Origin of the sequence: Geodermatophilus maliterrae (genome assembly GCF_041018925.1) — a bacterium.
Lineage (GTDB): Bacteria > Actinomycetota > Actinomycetes > Mycobacteriales > Geodermatophilaceae > Geodermatophilus > Geodermatophilus maliterrae.
Window position 1 is genome coordinate 130,024 of sequence record NZ_JBFNXQ010000001.1, and the last position, 15,842, is coordinate 145,865.

12 protein-coding genes are annotated in these 15,842 nt (G+C 77.4%); 2 read left to right on the top strand and 10 right to left on the bottom strand.

Annotated features, from left to right (window positions below):
- Positions 1-10: 10 nt before the first annotated feature.
- From ABQ292_RS00685 to ABQ292_RS00730, 10 genes are all read right to left on the bottom strand, one after another.
- The gene (locus ABQ292_RS00685) at positions 11-3,541 is read right to left on the bottom strand and encodes an ATP-dependent helicase (protein WP_369202185.1); all 3,531 of its coding nucleotides are present in this window, start codon (positions 3,539-3,541) and stop codon (positions 11-13) included.
- Complete coding sequence (locus ABQ292_RS00690) at positions 3,538-6,726, bottom strand: ATP-dependent helicase (RefSeq protein ID WP_369202187.1); 3,189 nt, start codon at positions 6,724-6,726, stop codon at positions 3,538-3,540. Before ABQ292_RS00690 ends, ABQ292_RS00685 begins: the two co-directional genes overlap by 4 nt.
- 161 nt (positions 6,727-6,887) lie before the next feature.
- Complete coding sequence (locus ABQ292_RS00695; RefSeq protein ID WP_369202189.1) at positions 6,888-7,415, bottom strand: GNAT family N-acetyltransferase; 528 nt, start codon at positions 7,413-7,415, stop codon at positions 6,888-6,890.
- Complete coding sequence (locus ABQ292_RS00700) at positions 7,412-7,696, bottom strand: MGMT family protein (RefSeq protein ID WP_369202191.1); 285 nt, start codon at positions 7,694-7,696, stop codon at positions 7,412-7,414. Before ABQ292_RS00700 ends, ABQ292_RS00695 begins: the two co-directional genes overlap by 4 nt.
- A gap of 3 nt (positions 7,697-7,699) precedes the next feature.
- Positions 7,700-8,287 (bottom strand): TIGR03086 family metal-binding protein, encoded by a 588-nt coding sequence (locus tag ABQ292_RS00705; protein ID WP_369202193.1) that lies wholly within the window; start codon positions 8,285-8,287, stop codon positions 7,700-7,702.
- Positions 8,288-8,422: 135 nt separating this feature from the next.
- Entirely contained in the window at positions 8,423-9,583 is a 1,161-nt protein-coding gene (gene moeZ, locus ABQ292_RS00710) for an adenylyltransferase/sulfurtransferase MoeZ (RefSeq protein WP_369202195.1), read from the bottom strand.
- Positions 9,584-9,665: 82 nt separating this feature from the next.
- Positions 9,666-11,306 carry an efflux permease Rv1217c-related protein gene (locus ABQ292_RS00715; RefSeq protein WP_369202197.1) on the bottom strand — a complete coding sequence of 547 codons (1,641 nt, stop codon included), beginning with the start codon at positions 11,304-11,306 and terminating at the stop codon, positions 9,666-9,668.
- Positions 11,303-12,214, bottom strand: coding sequence for an ABC transporter ATP-binding protein (locus tag ABQ292_RS00720; RefSeq protein WP_369202199.1), 912 nt, complete (start codon positions 12,212-12,214; stop codon positions 11,303-11,305). The genes ABQ292_RS00715 and ABQ292_RS00720 overlap by 4 nt, the downstream gene beginning before the upstream one ends.
- Positions 12,215-12,325: 111 nt before the next feature.
- Positions 12,326-13,390, bottom strand: coding sequence for a DUF3152 domain-containing protein (locus ABQ292_RS00725; protein WP_369202201.1), 1,065 nt, complete (start codon positions 13,388-13,390; stop codon positions 12,326-12,328).
- A gap of 160 nt (positions 13,391-13,550) precedes the next feature.
- Entirely contained in the window at positions 13,551-14,636 is a 1,086-nt protein-coding gene (locus tag ABQ292_RS00730) for an alpha/beta fold hydrolase (RefSeq protein WP_369202203.1), read from the bottom strand.
- A gap of 68 nt (positions 14,637-14,704) precedes the next feature.
- Here ABQ292_RS00730 and ABQ292_RS00735 point away from each other — a divergent pair, with 68 nt between their 5' ends.
- Positions 14,705-15,346 carry a TetR/AcrR family transcriptional regulator gene (locus ABQ292_RS00735; protein ID WP_369202205.1) on the top strand — a complete coding sequence of 214 codons (642 nt, stop codon included), beginning with the start codon at positions 14,705-14,707 and terminating at the stop codon, positions 15,344-15,346.
- A 202-nt stretch (positions 15,347-15,548) separates the two neighbouring features.
- Entirely contained in the window at positions 15,549-15,788 is a 240-nt protein-coding gene (locus tag ABQ292_RS00740; protein WP_204691371.1) for a DUF3107 domain-containing protein, read from the top strand.
- The last annotated feature ends 54 nt before the right edge of the window (positions 15,789-15,842 follow it).

Sequence of the window (15,842 nt, forward strand, 5' to 3'; positions counted from 1 at the left end):
GGTGGCCGCGTCAACCGGGTTCCCGGTACTCGAGCAGCACGTCCCCGGGCAGCTCGTCCCCGGGCGGCTCGTCCTCGGGCGGCTCGTCCTCGGGCGGCGGGGGCAGGTCGTCGTCCGGGGGCTCGGGGAGGTGCTCCCCGGCGGCCTCGCCGGCGACCAGGGCGAGCAGGCCGGCCTCGTCGAGCAGGTCGACCGGGCGCACGGTGACGCCCGCGGCGACGTGGTGGAACCCGGCGCTGACCCGCTCGACCGGGACGCCGGCCAACCGCGACCAGCCCAGCCGGTAGGCGGCCAGCTGCACCGCCGCGGCGGCCAGCTCCGCGCCCGAGGGCGGTGGCCCGGTCTTCCAGTCGATCACCTCGTAGCCGCCGGCGCCGTCGCCGAAGACCGCGTCGATGCGGCCGCGCAGGGTCAGCGAGCCCAGCGGTGTCTCGAACGGCACCTCGACCTCGACCGGCTGCCGGTCGGCCCACTCGCCGGCGAGGAACGCCTCCTGCAGGCCGGTCAGCGCGCTGTCGGGCAGGGCGCCCGCGTCGCCGGAGCCGGGCAGCTCGTCGAGGTCGAGCAGCCGGGAGGCGCCGAAGCGCTCCTCCAGCCAGGCGTGGAAGGCGGTGCCGCGGCGGGCCAGCGGCGCGGGCGCGGCGGGCAGGGGCCGGCGCAGCCGGCGGGCCAGCCCGGCCGGGTCGCGGCGCAGCGCCACGAGCTCGGAGACCGACAGGTGGCTGGGCAGCGGCACCTCGACGGTCGGCCGGGCGGCGCGGCGGCGCTCGCGCAGCAGCAGGTCGGCGTCGCGCACCCAGTCCTCGACCACCGGGTCGGCGGTACCGAGCGAGACGCCGGCGTCCAGCGGGTGCGGCGCGGCCCCGGCGACCAGCTCGGCGGCCGCGGTGAGCGCCCGACGGCGGGCCGGCGCCAGCGGGTCGGCCGGCCAGACCCCGACCGGCCACTCCTCAAGCGCCGGGTTGGTCGCCCCCTCCTCCGGCCGCTCGGCCCAGGCGACGACGACCCCGGCGCCCGCGGCGCAGGACCGGCGGACGGTGTCGAGCAGCACCGAGGGCCCGCACGGCTTGACCCCGTCGCGCCACCAGCTGCCCGAGCAGACCAGCAGGTGCTTGGCGCGGGTGACCGCGACGTAGCCGAGCCGGATCTCCTCCGACGTGCCGAAGTCCTTCCACTCCTGGACGTAGTCCTCGAGCGCGGCGCGCACCGCGGCCTGGTCGCCGGAGCCGGGCACCGGCAGGCGCAGCTGCGGCAGCTCCGCGCGGTCGGTGGTGCGCAGGTCGACCGGGACCGCGCCGGGGTCCTTGACCCACGAGTCACCGGTGTCGGTGCGGGCGGGGAACTGGTCGGCGGTCATCCCGGGCACGGCGACGACGTCCCACTCCAGGCCCTTGGCCGAGTGGCCGGTGAGCAGCTGGATCGACTCGGGGTCGACCGCGACCTCGCCCGGCTCCAGGCCCCGCTCGCGCTCCTCGGCGTCGCGCAGGTAGCCGAGGAACGCCGGCAGCGAGGGCAGCTCGGCCAGCTCGGTGAACTCGGCGGCCACGCCGTGCAGCGCGTCGAGGTGCGCCCGCGCCGCGCCGGGGCTGACGCCCGGTGCGCTGCCCAGCTCGGTCTCCAGGCCCAGGGCGCGGGCCACCTCGTCGACCAGGTCGGGCAGCGAGTCGCCCAGCCGGCCGCGCAGGTGCGCCAGCTCCCCGCCGAGCCGCCGCAGCCGCCGGTGGGCCACGGCCGAGTACGCCGACGGGTCACCGAGGTCGTCGAGGGCCTCGACGATGCTGCCGCGCTCCCCCGTCGTCGGCGCGGCTGCGTCCCCGGCGGTGTCCCCGGCATCGTCCCCGGAGTCGTCACGGGCGGAGCGGCGGGCGCGCACCAGCGCCCGGGCCCGGGCCTCGAGGGCGGCGAGGTCGCGCGGGCCGATCCGCCAGCGGGCGCCGGTGAGCAGCCGGCCCAGCGCGTCACCGGCGGTGGGGTCGACCAGCACGGTGAGGGTGGCGACGACGTCGGAGACCTCGGGCACCTCGAGCAGCCCGCCCAGGCCGACGACGGTGACCGGCAGCCCGCGGGCGCGCAGGGCGGCGGCGATCCCCGGCAGCTGGCGGCGGGTGCGCACCAGCACCGCGGTGGTCGGCGGGCGACCGTCGGGGCGCGGCGGCAGCGTCGGGTCCTCCCCGCGCCAGCAGGCGGCCAGCCGGTCGGCCAGCGCCTCGGTCTCCTCGGCCACCGTCGAGTAGAGGCCGGCGGTGACCAGTCCCCGTCCCGCGGCCGGTGCCGGGGTCAGGTCGGGCAGGGGCACGTCGGGGGCGGGCAGGAGCCCGGCGACGGCGTTGGCCACGGCGAGGACGGCGCCGTCGTTGCGCCAGCTGGTGGCCAGGGTCAGCCGCTCCGCCTCCTTGCCGCGGACGCCGGGGAAGGTGCGGTCGAAGCGCTCGATCGTGCCGGCCGAGGCGCCGCGCCAGCCGTAGATCGACTGCCGCGGGTCGCCGACGGCGAGCACCGCGTGCCCGCTCGACCGGCCGAACAGCGCCTCGAGCATCCGCAGCTGGCCCACGCTGGTGTCCTGGTACTCGTCGAGCAGCACCACCGTCCAGCGGGCCCGCTCGCGGCGGCCCACCTCGGGTGCGCTGACCGCGATCCGCGCGGCCAGCGCCACCTGGTCGGAGTGGTCGATGGCCCCGGCGGCCCGCTTGCGCGCCTCGAACGCCTCCACCAGCGGCAGCAGGGCCACCCGGGCGCGCTGGCGGGCCAGCATCTCGAGCACCGGGGCGTAGGGACCGCGCTTGCGGGGCGCGTCGGGGTAACCGGCGACCCGCGCCTGCAGCTGCGCCGTCCACTCGCGCAGCCGGGCCGGGCTGATGTCGTGCTCACCGAGCTCGCCGGCCAGCGTGAGGACGTCCTCGACCGTGGTCAGCGGGGTGAGCGGGACGTCGTCCATGTCGCCGGTCCAGCCGTTCACCACGGCGGCCGCCTGTCCCCAGCACATGGCCGGGCCGAGCACGCCGGCGCCGGGCTCCACGCCGATCCGCAGGCCGTGCTCGGACACCAGCGACGCGGCGTAGCCGTGGTAGGTCGACACCGTCGGCACCGCCACGGCCAGCCGCTCCCGCAGTGCCGGGTCGGTCTCCGGGTGCCGGGCGAGCGCGCCGAGGCGGATCTTGATGCGCTCGTTGAGCTCGCTGGCGGCCTTGCGGGTGAAGGTCAGCCCGAGGATCGCGTCGGGCGCGACCAGCTCGTTGGCCACCAGCCAGCACACGCGGGCAGCCATCGTCTCGGTCTTGCCCGACCCGGCCCCGGCGACGACGACCAGCGGCCGGTCGGCCGGCGCGGACACGACCCCGGCCTGCTCGGGCGAGGGCGCGTAGGACAGCCCGCACCGCGCGGCGACCTCGGCGGGGGTGAGCAGCCGGCGCCGGCGGACCTGCTCGGGCGCGGTCCCGAAGAGGTCGTCGTCGAAGGAGAGCTGTTCGAGGACCCCGCTCTCCCCTCCGCTCGCAGGCCCGCGAGGGAGCCCTGGACGGGGCCTCGTGCCTCGAGGTGTCATCCGGTGACCTGCCGGCCGCGCTCGTGCAGCGGGCAGCTGCGCCGCGCCGGGCAGCGGGAGCAGTGGCTGCCGGTGCGCACCGCGAAGGTGGCCGCGCCCATCCCCTCGCCGACCTCGGCGACCAGCTCGCCGGCCCAGGTCTCGCCCACCGGCACCTCGGCCGGCAGCGGCTCCTGGGCCTGCTCCTTGGCCTTCGCGCCGGAGCCGACCTGCAGCAGCGCCGCACCGCCGGGCTCGCTGCCGTGCTCGCCGAAGGCGCCGGCGGCCACGGCCACCTGGTAGGCGGCCAGCTGCCCGTGGGTGTCGATCTCCTTGGCGACGCTGCGGCCGGTCTTGAGGTCGACGACGACCAGCCGGCCCGCGCCGTCGCGCTCGAGCCGGTCGACCTGGCCGCGGATGCGCGCCCGGCCGACGACGACGTCGAAGTCGGCCTCGGCGGCGACCAGCTCGCGGCGGTTGCCGGCGTGCCAGCGCAGGAAGCGGTCGAGCATGTCGCGGGCGGCGGTGCGCTGCCGCTGGTCGGCCCAGCCGGGCCCGAGGTCGAGGGCGTCGAGCTCGGCGGCCAGCGCGGCGGGGGCCTCGGCCGGCGGGAGCCCCTCGGCCACCTGCTGCGCCACCGCGTGCACCGCCGTGCCGACCGTGCGGGTGGCGTCGGGCGAGGCCTCGGCGCCGACCGCACCGAGCACCCACGTGAGGGGGCAGCGCTGGAAGGTCTCGATCGCCGAGGGCCGCACCCGCACCGGGTCGTCCGCTGGCACCAGCGGCGCGTCGTCCGACAGCGGTGCGAGGCCCCACCAGTCGGCCGGGGAGGCGCCGGGGACGCCCTCGTCGGCCAGCCGGCGCAGCACGGCGGCGGCCGCCGAGCGGCGGGCCGGGTCGGTCTGGGGGTCGCTGACCGCCCGGCGCAGGTCGGCGACCAGCGCCGGCAGCCGCAGCGAGCGCGGCAGCGGCGTGAGCGGCCGGCCCTCCTCCGGCGGGGGGACGACGAGGTCGAGGAAGCGGGAGGCGGTGGCCCCGGCGTCCGGGCCGTCGAGCGCGCCCTCGACGGCGGTGACGACGAGCCGGCGGCGGGCCCGGGTGGCCGCGACGTAGAACAGCCGCCGCTCCTCGGCCAGCATCTGGGTGCGCCGGTCGAGCGACGCACCGTCGATGCCGGCGACCCGCTCGACCAGCAGTTCGGTGCCCAGCAGCGTGCCGCGGTCGCGCAGGTCGGGCCAGATGCCCTCCTGCACTCCGGCGACGCAGACGAGGTCCCACTCCAGGCCCTTGGACGCGTGCGCGGTGAGCAGCCGGACCGCGTCGGGCAGGCCCTCCCGGACGGCGCCGGTCACGCCGGGCAGCTCCTGCGCCGAGAGGTGCTCGACGAAGGCGCCCACGGTGGCCGAGGGCAGCCGGTCGACGAAGCCGGCGGCGGCGTCGAACAGCGCGACGACGGCGTCGAGGTCGCGGTCGGCCGCCGCGCCCGCGGACCCGCCGACGGCGCTGGCGCGGGCCCACGTGCCGGCCAGGCCGCTGCGCTGCCACATGGCCCACAGCACGTCCTCGGCCGAGCCGTCGCGGGCCAGCGCCACGCGGCCGGCGGCCAGCACCCCGGCCACCCGGTGCGCCGGGCGGGCGACCGCCTCGGGGATCTCCACGAGCAGGGTCTGGTCGGCCAGCGCGGTGGCCAGCGGCGCGCCCCGCTCGTCGGCGTCGACACCCCGCTGGGCCTGGGCGATGCGCACCGCGCGGCGCAGCCGGCGCAGGTCGAGGACGGTGGCCCCACCCAGCGCGGAGGCCAGCAGCGCCTCGGCGCCGGGCTCGTCGAGCGCCAGCGCGCCGGGCTCGGTGCCCGGTCGCGGCAGCAGCGCGGTGAGCGCGGCCAGCAGGGGCGCGACGGCCGGCTGGGCGGCCAGCGGCAGGTCGTCGGTGGAGACCTCGACGGGGACACCGGCCGACGTCAGGGCGCGCCGCAGCGGGCCGATGGCCAGTGCGGTGCGCACCACGACGGCCATCCCCGACCAGGGGACGCCGTCGACCAGGTGCGCCCGGCGCAGCACGTCGGCGACGTAGGCGGCCTCGACGCTGGCCGAGCCGAACACGTGCACCTCCGCGGTGCCCTCCTCGGCCCCCGGGACGGCCTGCAGGCGGCGGTGCTCCCACGGGCCGGGCAGCGCCTCGGCGACCCGGCGGCTGACCGCGAGCAGCCCCGGACCCGACCGGCGGCACACGCCCAGCGACAGCCGCCCGGCGGGCCGGCCGTCGACCGTGCGGAACCGGTCGGGGAACTCGACGATGCCGCGCGGCTCGGCGCCGCGGAAGGCGTAGACCGCCTGGTCGGGGTCGCCGACGACGACCAGGTCGCCCCCTCCCCCCGCCAGCAGCTCGAGCAGCTCGACCTGCGCGGGGTCGGTGTCCTGGTACTCGTCGACGAACAGCCAGCGGGCCCGCTCGCGCTCGGCGCGCAGCAGCTCGGGGTCGTCCTCGAGCTCGGCGATCGCGGCGCGGACCAGCTCGGCGGGGTCGTAGCCGGACGCGTCGCCGCCGCCGGCGGTGGAGAAGGCGGTGACCGCCTCGTACTGCTCCTGGAACGCGGCCACGTGCAGCCACGCCTCGTTGCCGGTCTCGCGGGCCCAGCCGGCCAGGAGGTCGGGGTCGACCCCGCGCTCGGTGGCCCGCAGCAGCAGGTCGCGCAGCTCGCCGCGGAACCCGGCGGTCGCCAGCGCGGGCAGCAGCGACGCCGGCCAGCGCACCGCGCCCTCACCGGCGAGGTCACCGCGCAGCAGCTCGGCGACGACGGCGTCCTGCTCGGCGGCGGTGAGCAGGCGGGGTGGCGCCTCCCCGCGCAGCAGCGCCGACCGGCGCAGCACGCCGTAGGCGTAGGAGTGGAAGGTGCGGGCCAGCGGCTCGCGGATGGTGCGCGCCACCCGCGCGGCGATGCGGGTGCGCAGCTCGGCGGCGGCCTTGCGGCTGAAGGTGAGGACGAGGACCCGCTCGGGGTCCACGCCGCGGTCGATCCGCGCGGCGACCGCCTCGACGATCGTGGTCGTCTTGCCCGTGCCGGGACCGGCGAGCACCAGCAGCGGCCCGCCCGGGTGGTCGACGACGGCCTGCTGCGTGGGGTCGAGCCGGGGCAGCCGCGCCGGCGCCGGCGCCGGCTGCACGAGCCGGTACACCGGCGCTGCCTCGTCCCCCCGCAGTGCCACCCGTCGATGACACCACGGACCGCCGACAGCGCCTCGGTCCGCTCGGACCGACGGCGCGGCGGCGAGGGCCGCCGCGAGGAGGCACACGACGGCACGGACGCTGTTCCACCGGGTCCGGACACCGTTCGCGCTGACCGCGGCCTCCACCCGGGAGCGGGGGATCAGCCCGCGGGAGCACCGGGCCCGGGCGGCCCGTGCCGTCGTCCCGTCAGCGGCAGCAGCATCGTCCCGGGATGCCGGGCCGACGGCGCGGACGTGAACCCCAGGCGCTCGTAGAGCCGGCGCGACGGGTTGCCGTCCTCCACGCTCAGGCTCAGCGCGCCGATCGACCGGCGTCGCGCCTCGGCCACCGCCGCGCGGAGCAGCACACCGCCGGTCCCGGCGCCGCGGTAGCCCGGCAGCACGCACACGCTGAGCTCGGGGACGCCGGCGCGCACGAAGCCGTAGCCGGGGCGGTCGGGCGGGAAGTGCTTGACCCACACGACGCCGGTGCTCGGGTCCCCGGAGGCGGACACGAGGCCGAAGTCGCCGCCGTCCGGCCGGAACCGGCAGTACTCGGCGAGCAGCGGGTCGGCGTCCACCTGCGCGAGGGAGATCCGCTCGCCGCCCCAGTTGACGTCGAGCCACGTGGCGACGCGCAGCAGCAGGGCGTCCGCGGGCTCCAGCGCACGGAGGTCGACGTCCGTCACGGCCAGCCCACCGCCTCCAGGTCGACCCGGCCGCCGCGCACCGGCACGCCCTCGGCGGCCAGCAGCTCCAGCTGCCGCACCCGCACCGGCTCGGCGCAGGTCCCGTCGGCGCGCAGCACCCGGTACCAGGGCACCGCTCCCCCACCGGCGGAGAGTGCCCGGGCCACCCGCCGGGGGCCGACGCCGACCAGCCGGCCGATCGCGCCGTAGGTGCTCACCCGGCCCGGCGGGATCCGCTCGACGCAGTCGTAGACCGCCTCGTCGACGTCAGCGGCGTCCACGGGTCATGCCCGGCGGCCGAAGCGGCCCAGCAGCCGGGCCTGCGGCGACGCACCGTCGGGCACCTCGACCGGCGGGTCGAACAGGCCCGGGAGGCCGTCGGCGGGCAACCGGTCCGCCAGCGCCTCCGCGGCACGCACCAGCGCGGGGTCGAGCTGCTCGTCACCCCCGGTGGCGCGGGCGAGGTCCCACGAGTGCACGGTGAGGTCGGCGGTGAGCTCCTCGACGTACTCGTGCGCCGGCGTGGGACCCCGGGAGAGGTGCACCGTGCCGGTGAGGTCCCCGGCCGCGGCGACGGCGGCCAGCGCCTCGTCCGCGACGGACTCCCACGCGGTCAGCGGGTCCTCCCCCAGCAGTGCGGAGGTGCCGTGCGGCATGCGGGCGGCGACGTCGTCGACGGGCTCGCCGGCGAGCAGGCCGGGCACCCAGTGCCCCTCGCCGACGAGGTGGGCGACCAGGTCGGCGACCGTCCAGCCGGGCAGCGCCTCGAGGTCCCACTGCCCCGGCTCGACGGCGTCGACCCGGTCGGTGAAGGCGGCCTGGGCGCGCTGGAACAGCTCGAGCAGCTCGGTGGCATCCGGGGGTGCGGGCACGTCGTCCAGTCAACACAGACGCCGGGGGCCCGGCACCCGCAGTGCAGGAGCCGGGCCCTCGGTGACGTACTGGAACGGCCCCTTGCACGGCCCCGCCGCGAGCCTGCGAGCGGCGGGGGGCGAGGGGGTCCTTCCTCAGTAGGTGGGCAGCGTCTTGTCGATGCGCGTGGCCCACGCCGTCACGCCGCCCTGGACGTGCACGGCGTCCCGGAAGCCGGCGTTCTTCACCGCGGCGAGCACCTCGGCCGACCGCACGCCGGTCTTGCAGTGCAGCACGATCGGCCTGTCCTGCGGCAGCTCGGCCAGCGCCCGACCGGAGAGGATCTCGTCCTTCGGGATCAGCTTCGCACCGGGGATCGAGACGATCTCGTACTCGTTGGGCTCGCGGACGTCGATCAGCTCGAAGTCCTTGCCCGCGTCCATCATGTCCTTGAGCTCGTCGACGGTGATCGTCGAGCCCGCGGCCGCCTCCTGGGCCTCGACCGAGACGACGCCGCAGAAGGCCTCGTAGTCGATGAGCCCGGTGATCGGCTCGGCCTCGGGGTCCTTGCGCACCTTGATCGTGCGGAAGGTCATCTCCAGGGCGTCGTAGACCATGAGCCGGCCGAGCAGCGTCTCGCCGATGCCGGTGATGAGCTTGACCGCCTCGGTGGCCTGGATGGCGCCGATGGTGGCGCACAGGACGCCGAGCACGCCGCCCTCGGCGCAGCTGGGGACCATGCCGGGCGGCGGCGGGACCGGGTAGAGGTCGCGGTAGTTGGGCCCGTGCTCGTTCCAGAAGACCGAGACCTGCCCGTCGAAGCGGTAGATCGAGCCCCACACGTAGGGCTTGTCCAGCAGCACGCAGGCGTCGTTGACCAGGTAGCGCGTGGCGAAGTTGTCGGTGCCGTCGACGATCAGGTCGTACTGGCCGAAGATGTCGAGCACGTTGTCGCTGTCGAGCCGCGTCTCGTGCAGCCGGACGTCGACCAGCGGGTTGATCTCCTTGATGGAGTCGCGCGCGCTCTCGGCCTTCGACCGGCCGACGTCGGACTGCCCGTGGATGATCTGCCGCTGCAGGTTGGACTCGTCGACGACGTCGAACTCGACGATGCCGAGGGTGCCGACGCCGGCCGCGGCCAGGTACATCAGCACCGGGGAGCCGAGGCCGCCGGCGCCGACGGCGAGCACCTTCGCGTTCTTGAGCCGCTTCTGCCCGTCCATCCCGACGTCCGGGATGATCAGGTGGCGGCTGTAGCGGCGGACCTCGTCGATCGACAGGTCGGCGGCGGGCTCCACCAGGGGTGGCAGGGACACGCTTGCTCCTCAGGTCTCGACCAGCGGCCCCGGTGGGGCCTGCGTTCCTCCGCACAACAGGGTGGCAGCCATGCTGATTCCCCTAGCCGCGGAGGTCCCGGCGGGCGTAGCCGACGATCCCGACCACACCCAGGACCACGGCGACGGCCAGCATCCCGGCGGTCCCGGCGACGTCGGCCGGCTCGGCGGGGACGGCCGCCAGGTGCGCGAACGGCGAGACCTCCCGGACCCAGGCCGGCCAGCCGAAGCTGTCGGCGAGCACCAGGAGCAGGTAGCCGCCCGCGGCGGGCAGGACCCCCACGGCGAGGACGGCCGATGGCACCCAGCCCAGCGCGAGCAGCCCCGCACCGAGGCACAGCAGGGCGACGGGGACGACGGACAGCGCGCCGCGCAGCGCCTCCCCGAGGCCGAGCCCGGCGCCGACCCACGTCGCGCCGGCCCACGCGGCCACGCCCGCGGCGGCAGCCACCAGCACGGTGCCGACGGCGACGACCGCGGTCTCCCAGGTCGCCCAGCGCACCCGCGAGACCGGCCGGGAGTACAGCAGCGTGAGCCGGGACGCCGCCTCGTCGGCCGCGACGGCCGCCACCCGCCCCGCTGCATAGGCGCCCACCGGCACGGCGAGCAGCGAGAACAGCGACGCGGCGTAGCCCTGCACGGAGGCCAGCCGCGCGAACCCGGCCGCGGCGGCCATCTGCGCGAAGACGGGGTTGTCCCGCAGGAAGTCCACCATCGCCGTGGCCAGCAGTCCGATGAGCAGGAAGTAGGCGGCCACGCCGGCCGACCAGGTCGCCGTCGGCCGGCGGGTGCGGTGCACGGCCAGACCGGGGAGGGACCGCAGCAGCCGGCTCGGCGCCCGAGGGCGGTCGCGGCCCCGCCAGCGTCCGGTGCCGGCGTCCCGTGACCCGGCGAGGGCCACGGCCGCCACGGACGGGACGGCGACCTGCGCGGCGAGCACGAGCAGCGGCGCCACCCGGTCCCCGGCGTAGGGCGCCACCCGAGCGACCAGCCCGAAGGGGCTCAGCCACTGCAGCCAGGACAGGGCCGGCACGCCGTCCCCGACCATGCGGGTGAGTAGGCCGGCGAGGAGCAGCCCGACGGCGAGCCCCGAGGCGGCGCGGCGCTCGGGCAGCAGCTGCCCGGCCAGCACGCCCAGGGCGCCGCCGACCATCGCCGTGCCGCCGACCAGCGCCCCGAAGAGGACGGCGCCGGCGGCCGCGGTGCCGGCGAGCAGCGTGCCGAGGGTCAGGGCCGCGCCCACGAGCGCTCCGGCCCCGAGGACGACCGCCAGCGCGCGTCGCACCAGGGACGTCAGGCGGATGCGCCCGGCGAGCAGGAGTTCGGCCCGCCCGGCGTCCTCCTCGCCGCGGGTGACGCGGGTGGCGGCGAGCGCGGCCCAGACACCGGCCAGGACGGCGAGCACCGTGCCGGTGCGCCAGACGGTGAAACCGCCGGGGTCGTCCAGGGCCACCGGTGGGCCGAACAGCGTGCGGATGGCCGGGTTCTCCGCGAGCGCGGCCAGCGAGTCGGCGCCGACCGCGCCGCTGAGGGTCCGCTCGTACTCCCGCGCCACGAAGCCGGCGAGCCCGCCGCAGACCACGGCGACGACGACGGTGCCGCGGCGCAGCTCCCGGACCAGCCCGCCGGTGACGGCGGCTCCGGCCCGCCGGAGCGCGGGCCGCTCGGTGGACGGCGCGGTGCGGGGCGGGGTCCGGGTGCTCACGCCGCCGCCCGGCCGTAGTAGTCGAGGAAGATCTCCTCGAGCGTCGGCTCGCGCACGTCGAGCCGGACGACGTCGGCCTCGCCGAGCGCGCGGAGCACCGGCCCGGGCGGCCCGGTGAGCGCGAGGGTGAGCCGCAGCGGCGAGCTCCAGCGGACGTCGGCCACGCCGGGCAGGCCGGACAGCGACTCGAGCCCCGGCGCGGGGCGGGCCAGGTCGACGGTGACCTCCGAGCGGCGCAGCCGGCGGAGCTCCTCGAGCCCGGCGACCTCGACCAGCCGCCCGGCGCGGAGGATCCCGACCCGCGTGCACACGGCCTCGACCTCGGCCAGCTGGTGGGAGCTGAGGAACACCGTCTGGCCCCGCCCGGTCGCCTCGCCGATGCAGCGCCGGAACTCCCGCTCCATCAGCGGGTCCAGGCCGCTGGTGGGCTCGTCGAGCACCAGCAGCGGCGCCCGGGTGGCGAAGGCCGCCACGAGCGCCACCTTCTGCCGGTTGCCCGTGGAGTAGGCGCGGGCCCGCTTCCCGGGGTCGAGCCCGAGCCGCTCGACCAGCTCGGCCCGGTAGCCGAGGTCGGTGCCCGGGCCCACCCCCGCCAGCAGGTCGAGGCACTCCTGGCCGGTGAACGACGGCCACAGCGCGACGTCGGCGGGCACGTACGCGAGGTGCACGTGCGCCTGCTCGACGTCCGCGACGGGTGTATCGAACACCCACGCCTGCCCCGACGTGGGGCGCAACAGCCCGAGCAGCATCCGGATGGTCGTGGACTTGCCCGCGCCGTTCGGGCCGAGGAAGCCGAACACCTCGCCGGCCGGCACCTCGAGGGTGAGGTCCTCGACGGCGTGGGTGCCGCCGAAGTGCTTGGTCAGGCGCTCGGCACGCAGGGCGGGGACGCCGGCAGGGACGGCCATCGAGGTGCTCCGATCGGAGTCGCGGACACGACTGCCGACCAGGCTTCCCGGCGCACCGAGGGAGAGCCTAGACCCGGAGTCCCTGCCCTCCCAGGCCTTTCGACACGCTGCCTACGCGTACGGCCAGGCGTTCTTCACGCACCCGTCGAGGCCGAGTGTCTGCTGCTGCATGACCGGCGCCACCTGACCGGGCCCCGGGCACTCCTGGTGGCCGTTGCCCAGGGCGTGGCCCACCTCGTGGTTGACCACGTACTGCCGGTAGGTGGCGATGTCACCGTCGTAGTGCGGGACGGCGGTCTCCCAGCGGGCCAGGTTGATGACGGCGCGCTCGCCGTAGCGGCAGGAGGTGTAGCCGCCGGTGCCCACGCCCGGGCAGTAGCGCTCCATGCTCCCGGGGCTGACCAGGCTGACCCGGAAGTCGTAGTCGCCGGCCGCCGCCTCGGCCTCGCCGACCCGCTGGAACGACATCCGCCCGCCACTCCCCCACGAGCGCGGGTCGCCGAGCGTGGCCTCGACCGCGGCGGCGAACGCGGCGCCGTCGACACCGATGCCGTCCTCGACCTCGACGACGAAGCGCTGCAGCGGACCGCTGCCCTGGACGGCGGAGCTGCCGGGGACGACCGTCACGCTGCCGGCGCCCTGCTCCACGTAGGTCACGGCGGTGGTCGCCGGGGGCACGTCGGTCGGGCCGGCGTCACCCTCGGCCGGGGCTGGAGGAGCGGGCGGGGACGTGGTCGCCGCCGTGCCGGCCGGCGTCTCGCCGGCGGGTGCACCGGTGCCGGTGACGACGGCCGTGGGGGCCGGCTCGCTCCCGCCCGCGGTGAGCACGAAGTCGACGAGGGTCAGCACGGTGGCGACGGTGAGCAGCGGGATGGCGTAGGCCCGCCAGCCGTGGCGGGCGACGAAGCGGCGCAGCCGGCCGGCGGGGCGGCGCGGCGGCACCGGCCGGGACCCGGCGGGACGCCGTCCGGCGTCCTCGCGGACGGCGAGCGGGTCGCGGCGGGCGACCAGCGGCCCGGCCGGTCGGGACCGCGCCGGGGGGCGAGGGGAGGAGGGACGGGCCGGCGGCGCGGGCGTCTCCCGGGCTCCCGGACGCCGTGCCGGCGGGGGCGGGACGCGGGGCAGGCCGCGGACCGGCTCCGGACCGGGCGGCCGACCGGAGGGGGGTCCTGCCACAGCGGCCTCCTCACCCGTCCCTGCGGCCGGGCGCTCGGGGCCGGCCGCGTCTCGTCCTGCCGGTCACGCAGGCGGCCGAGGGCCGTCACCACGCGTCCTCGGTCAGGTTCTCACGGCCCCTGCGGAGACGGGCCCACCCGGGTCGGGGGCGCGCCGTGGGTCAGCCGGCCCGCTCCTCGGGAGCCGCCGTGTCCGCGGAGGTGCCGGCCGGGGCCTCCGCCGCGGCGTCCTCGAGCATGCCGAGCACCGCACGCGCCGTCTCCTCGGGCGCCTCGAGCATCGCCACGTGACCGACGCCCTCGAGGACCAGCAGCCGCGCGCCGGGGACGGCGGCGGCCAGGCGCGGCGCCAGGCGCGGGTCGACGAGGCGGTCGCGGTCGCCCCACACGACCAGCGTCGGCACGCGCAGCGCGCGGGCCAGGCGCCAGGCGTTGGCCCGGCCCACCCGCAGGTAGGAGGTGATCAGCCCGCGCATGCTGCGGACCAGCGCCCGGCTGGCCCACGCCTGCGACGTCCGCTCGCGCATCTCCTCGACGGCGGCGTCGAGCCGCTCGCGCGGGACCCGCGCGGGGTCGCCGAAGCACATCTGCAGCATCCCGCGCACCGACTGCTCCGGGGTCACCCCGGCCAGCCGCCGCTCGGCCAGCGACGGGACACCGGGCAGCAGGACCAGCAGCAGCGCCCGCCCGAAGGCCTGCGGCACGCGGTAGACCGGCATCGCCGGGGAGACCAGCGTCAGGGAGGCGACGAGGTCCGGTCGCCGCGCGGCGACCAGCAGGGTGACCAGCCCGCCGAGGCTGTTGCCGAGCAGGTGCACCGGCCGGCCGGCGGCCTCCCCCGGCTGCGCCCGGACGTGCTCGAGCACCTCGACGACGGCCCGCACGTGGCCACCGACGGAGTAGGAGCCGCCGGGCGTCGGCGAGGAGCGCCCGAAGCCGGGCAGGTCGAGCGCCCAGCCCTCACAGCGGACGGCGAGCAGGGCGGCCAGGTCGGTCCAGTTGGTGGAGGCCCCGCCGAGGCCGTGCACGTAGAGCGCCCGCTCCCGCGGTGCGCCGGGCCGGCCGGCCCACGGGGTGGTGCGCACGTGGACCGCGCCGCCCCGGACGGGCAGCTGCGCGCCCGGCCAGGCCGGCGGCGGGGGGTCGGTCGGCGGCAGCGGCGCCGTCGACGGGCGCGCGGTGGACGACGGCGCGACGGTGGGCGGCGCCGGGGCTCGGCGGGTGCGCGTGCGGGAGGCCTCGGGCACCCGGCGACCGTATGTCAGGCCGACGCCCCGCGTGCGGCCGGTGACCCGCCGGTAACATCCTCCGCGCCATGCAGTCCTCACGCCCGGTCCCCGTCCGCCGCACCTCGCGGCTGCCCCGGGGTGCCCGGCGGCTGCAGCTGCTCCAGGCTGCGCAGGAGGTGTTCGTCGCCCACGGCTTCCACGCCGCGGCGATGGACGACATCGCCGACCGCGCCGGCGTCAGCAAACCGGTGCTCTACCAGCACTTCCCCGGCAAGCGGGAGCTGTACCTGGCGCTCCTCGAGCAGCAGGTCACCGAGCTCACCGACCGGGTGCGCGAGGCCATGGCCGGCACGCAGGACAACCGCGACCGGGTGCACGGCGCGGTGGGTGCCTACTTCGACTTCGTCGACGCCGAGGGCGGAGCCTACCGGCTGGTCTTCGAGTCCGACCTGCGCAACGACGACGAGGTCCGCGCGCTCGTCGACCGCGGCAACCGGGCGTGTGTCGAGGCCGTCGCCGAGGTCATCGCCGGGGACACCGGCAGCTCGCCCGAGCAGGCGCACCTGCTCGCCTCGGGGCTGACCGGGCTGGCCGAGACCAGCGCCCGCTGGTGGCTGGCCCAGAAGGGCACGCTCCCGCGCGAGGAGGCGGTGTCGCTCATGTCGTCGCTGGCCTGGCGCGGCATCTCCCGGTTCCCGCGGGTCGAGGGCGAGCCGGCCACCGGCTGAAGGAGGACCCCCCTGCCCCCCACCACTCGGACGCTCGCGGCGGGACCCTGCAGGAGGGCCGCCCGTCCTCCCCACCCTCGCAGGCTCGCGCCAGGTCCGTGCAGGCTGCGCGTTCGCTGTCGGCGCACCCGCGCGGCGGGGCCGCCCGACCGGCGCTGGACTAGCGTGGTCGTCAGCCGTGCAACCCGAGGAGGCATCCCCCGTGGAAGTCAAGATCGGTGTCCAGCACTCCCCCCGGGAGCTGGTCGTCGACAGCCCGAAGACCCCTGAAGAGATCGCTGCCGACGTGGCCGCCGCCATGGGCGGTGCGACGAAGGACGGGCTGTTGACCCTGGAGGACGAGCGCGGGCGCCGCGTCCTCGTCCCGGTCGACCGCATCGCCTACGTGGAGATCGCCCAGGCCGACCAGCGCCGGGTCGGTTTCGTCGCCGGCGGAGCCTGAGCGAGGACCGCGTCCCGACGGGGCGTCCCGCAGCCGCGGGGGCGCCCCGTCGGC

What these genes read in the sequence shown, in the direction of transcription:
- ABQ292_RS00685 (WP_369202185.1), bottom strand. Translation starts at nt 3,541, where the DNA reads ATGACACCTCGAGGCACGAGGCCCCGTCCAGGGCTCCCTCGCGGGCCT.
- ABQ292_RS00720 (WP_369202199.1), bottom strand. Translation starts at nt 12,214, where the DNA reads ATGGCCGTCCCTGCCGGCGTCCCCGCCCTGCGTGCCGAGCGCCTGACC.
- ABQ292_RS00735 (WP_369202205.1), top strand. Translation starts at nt 14,705, where the DNA reads ATGCAGTCCTCACGCCCGGTCCCCGTCCGCCGCACCTCGCGGCTGCCC.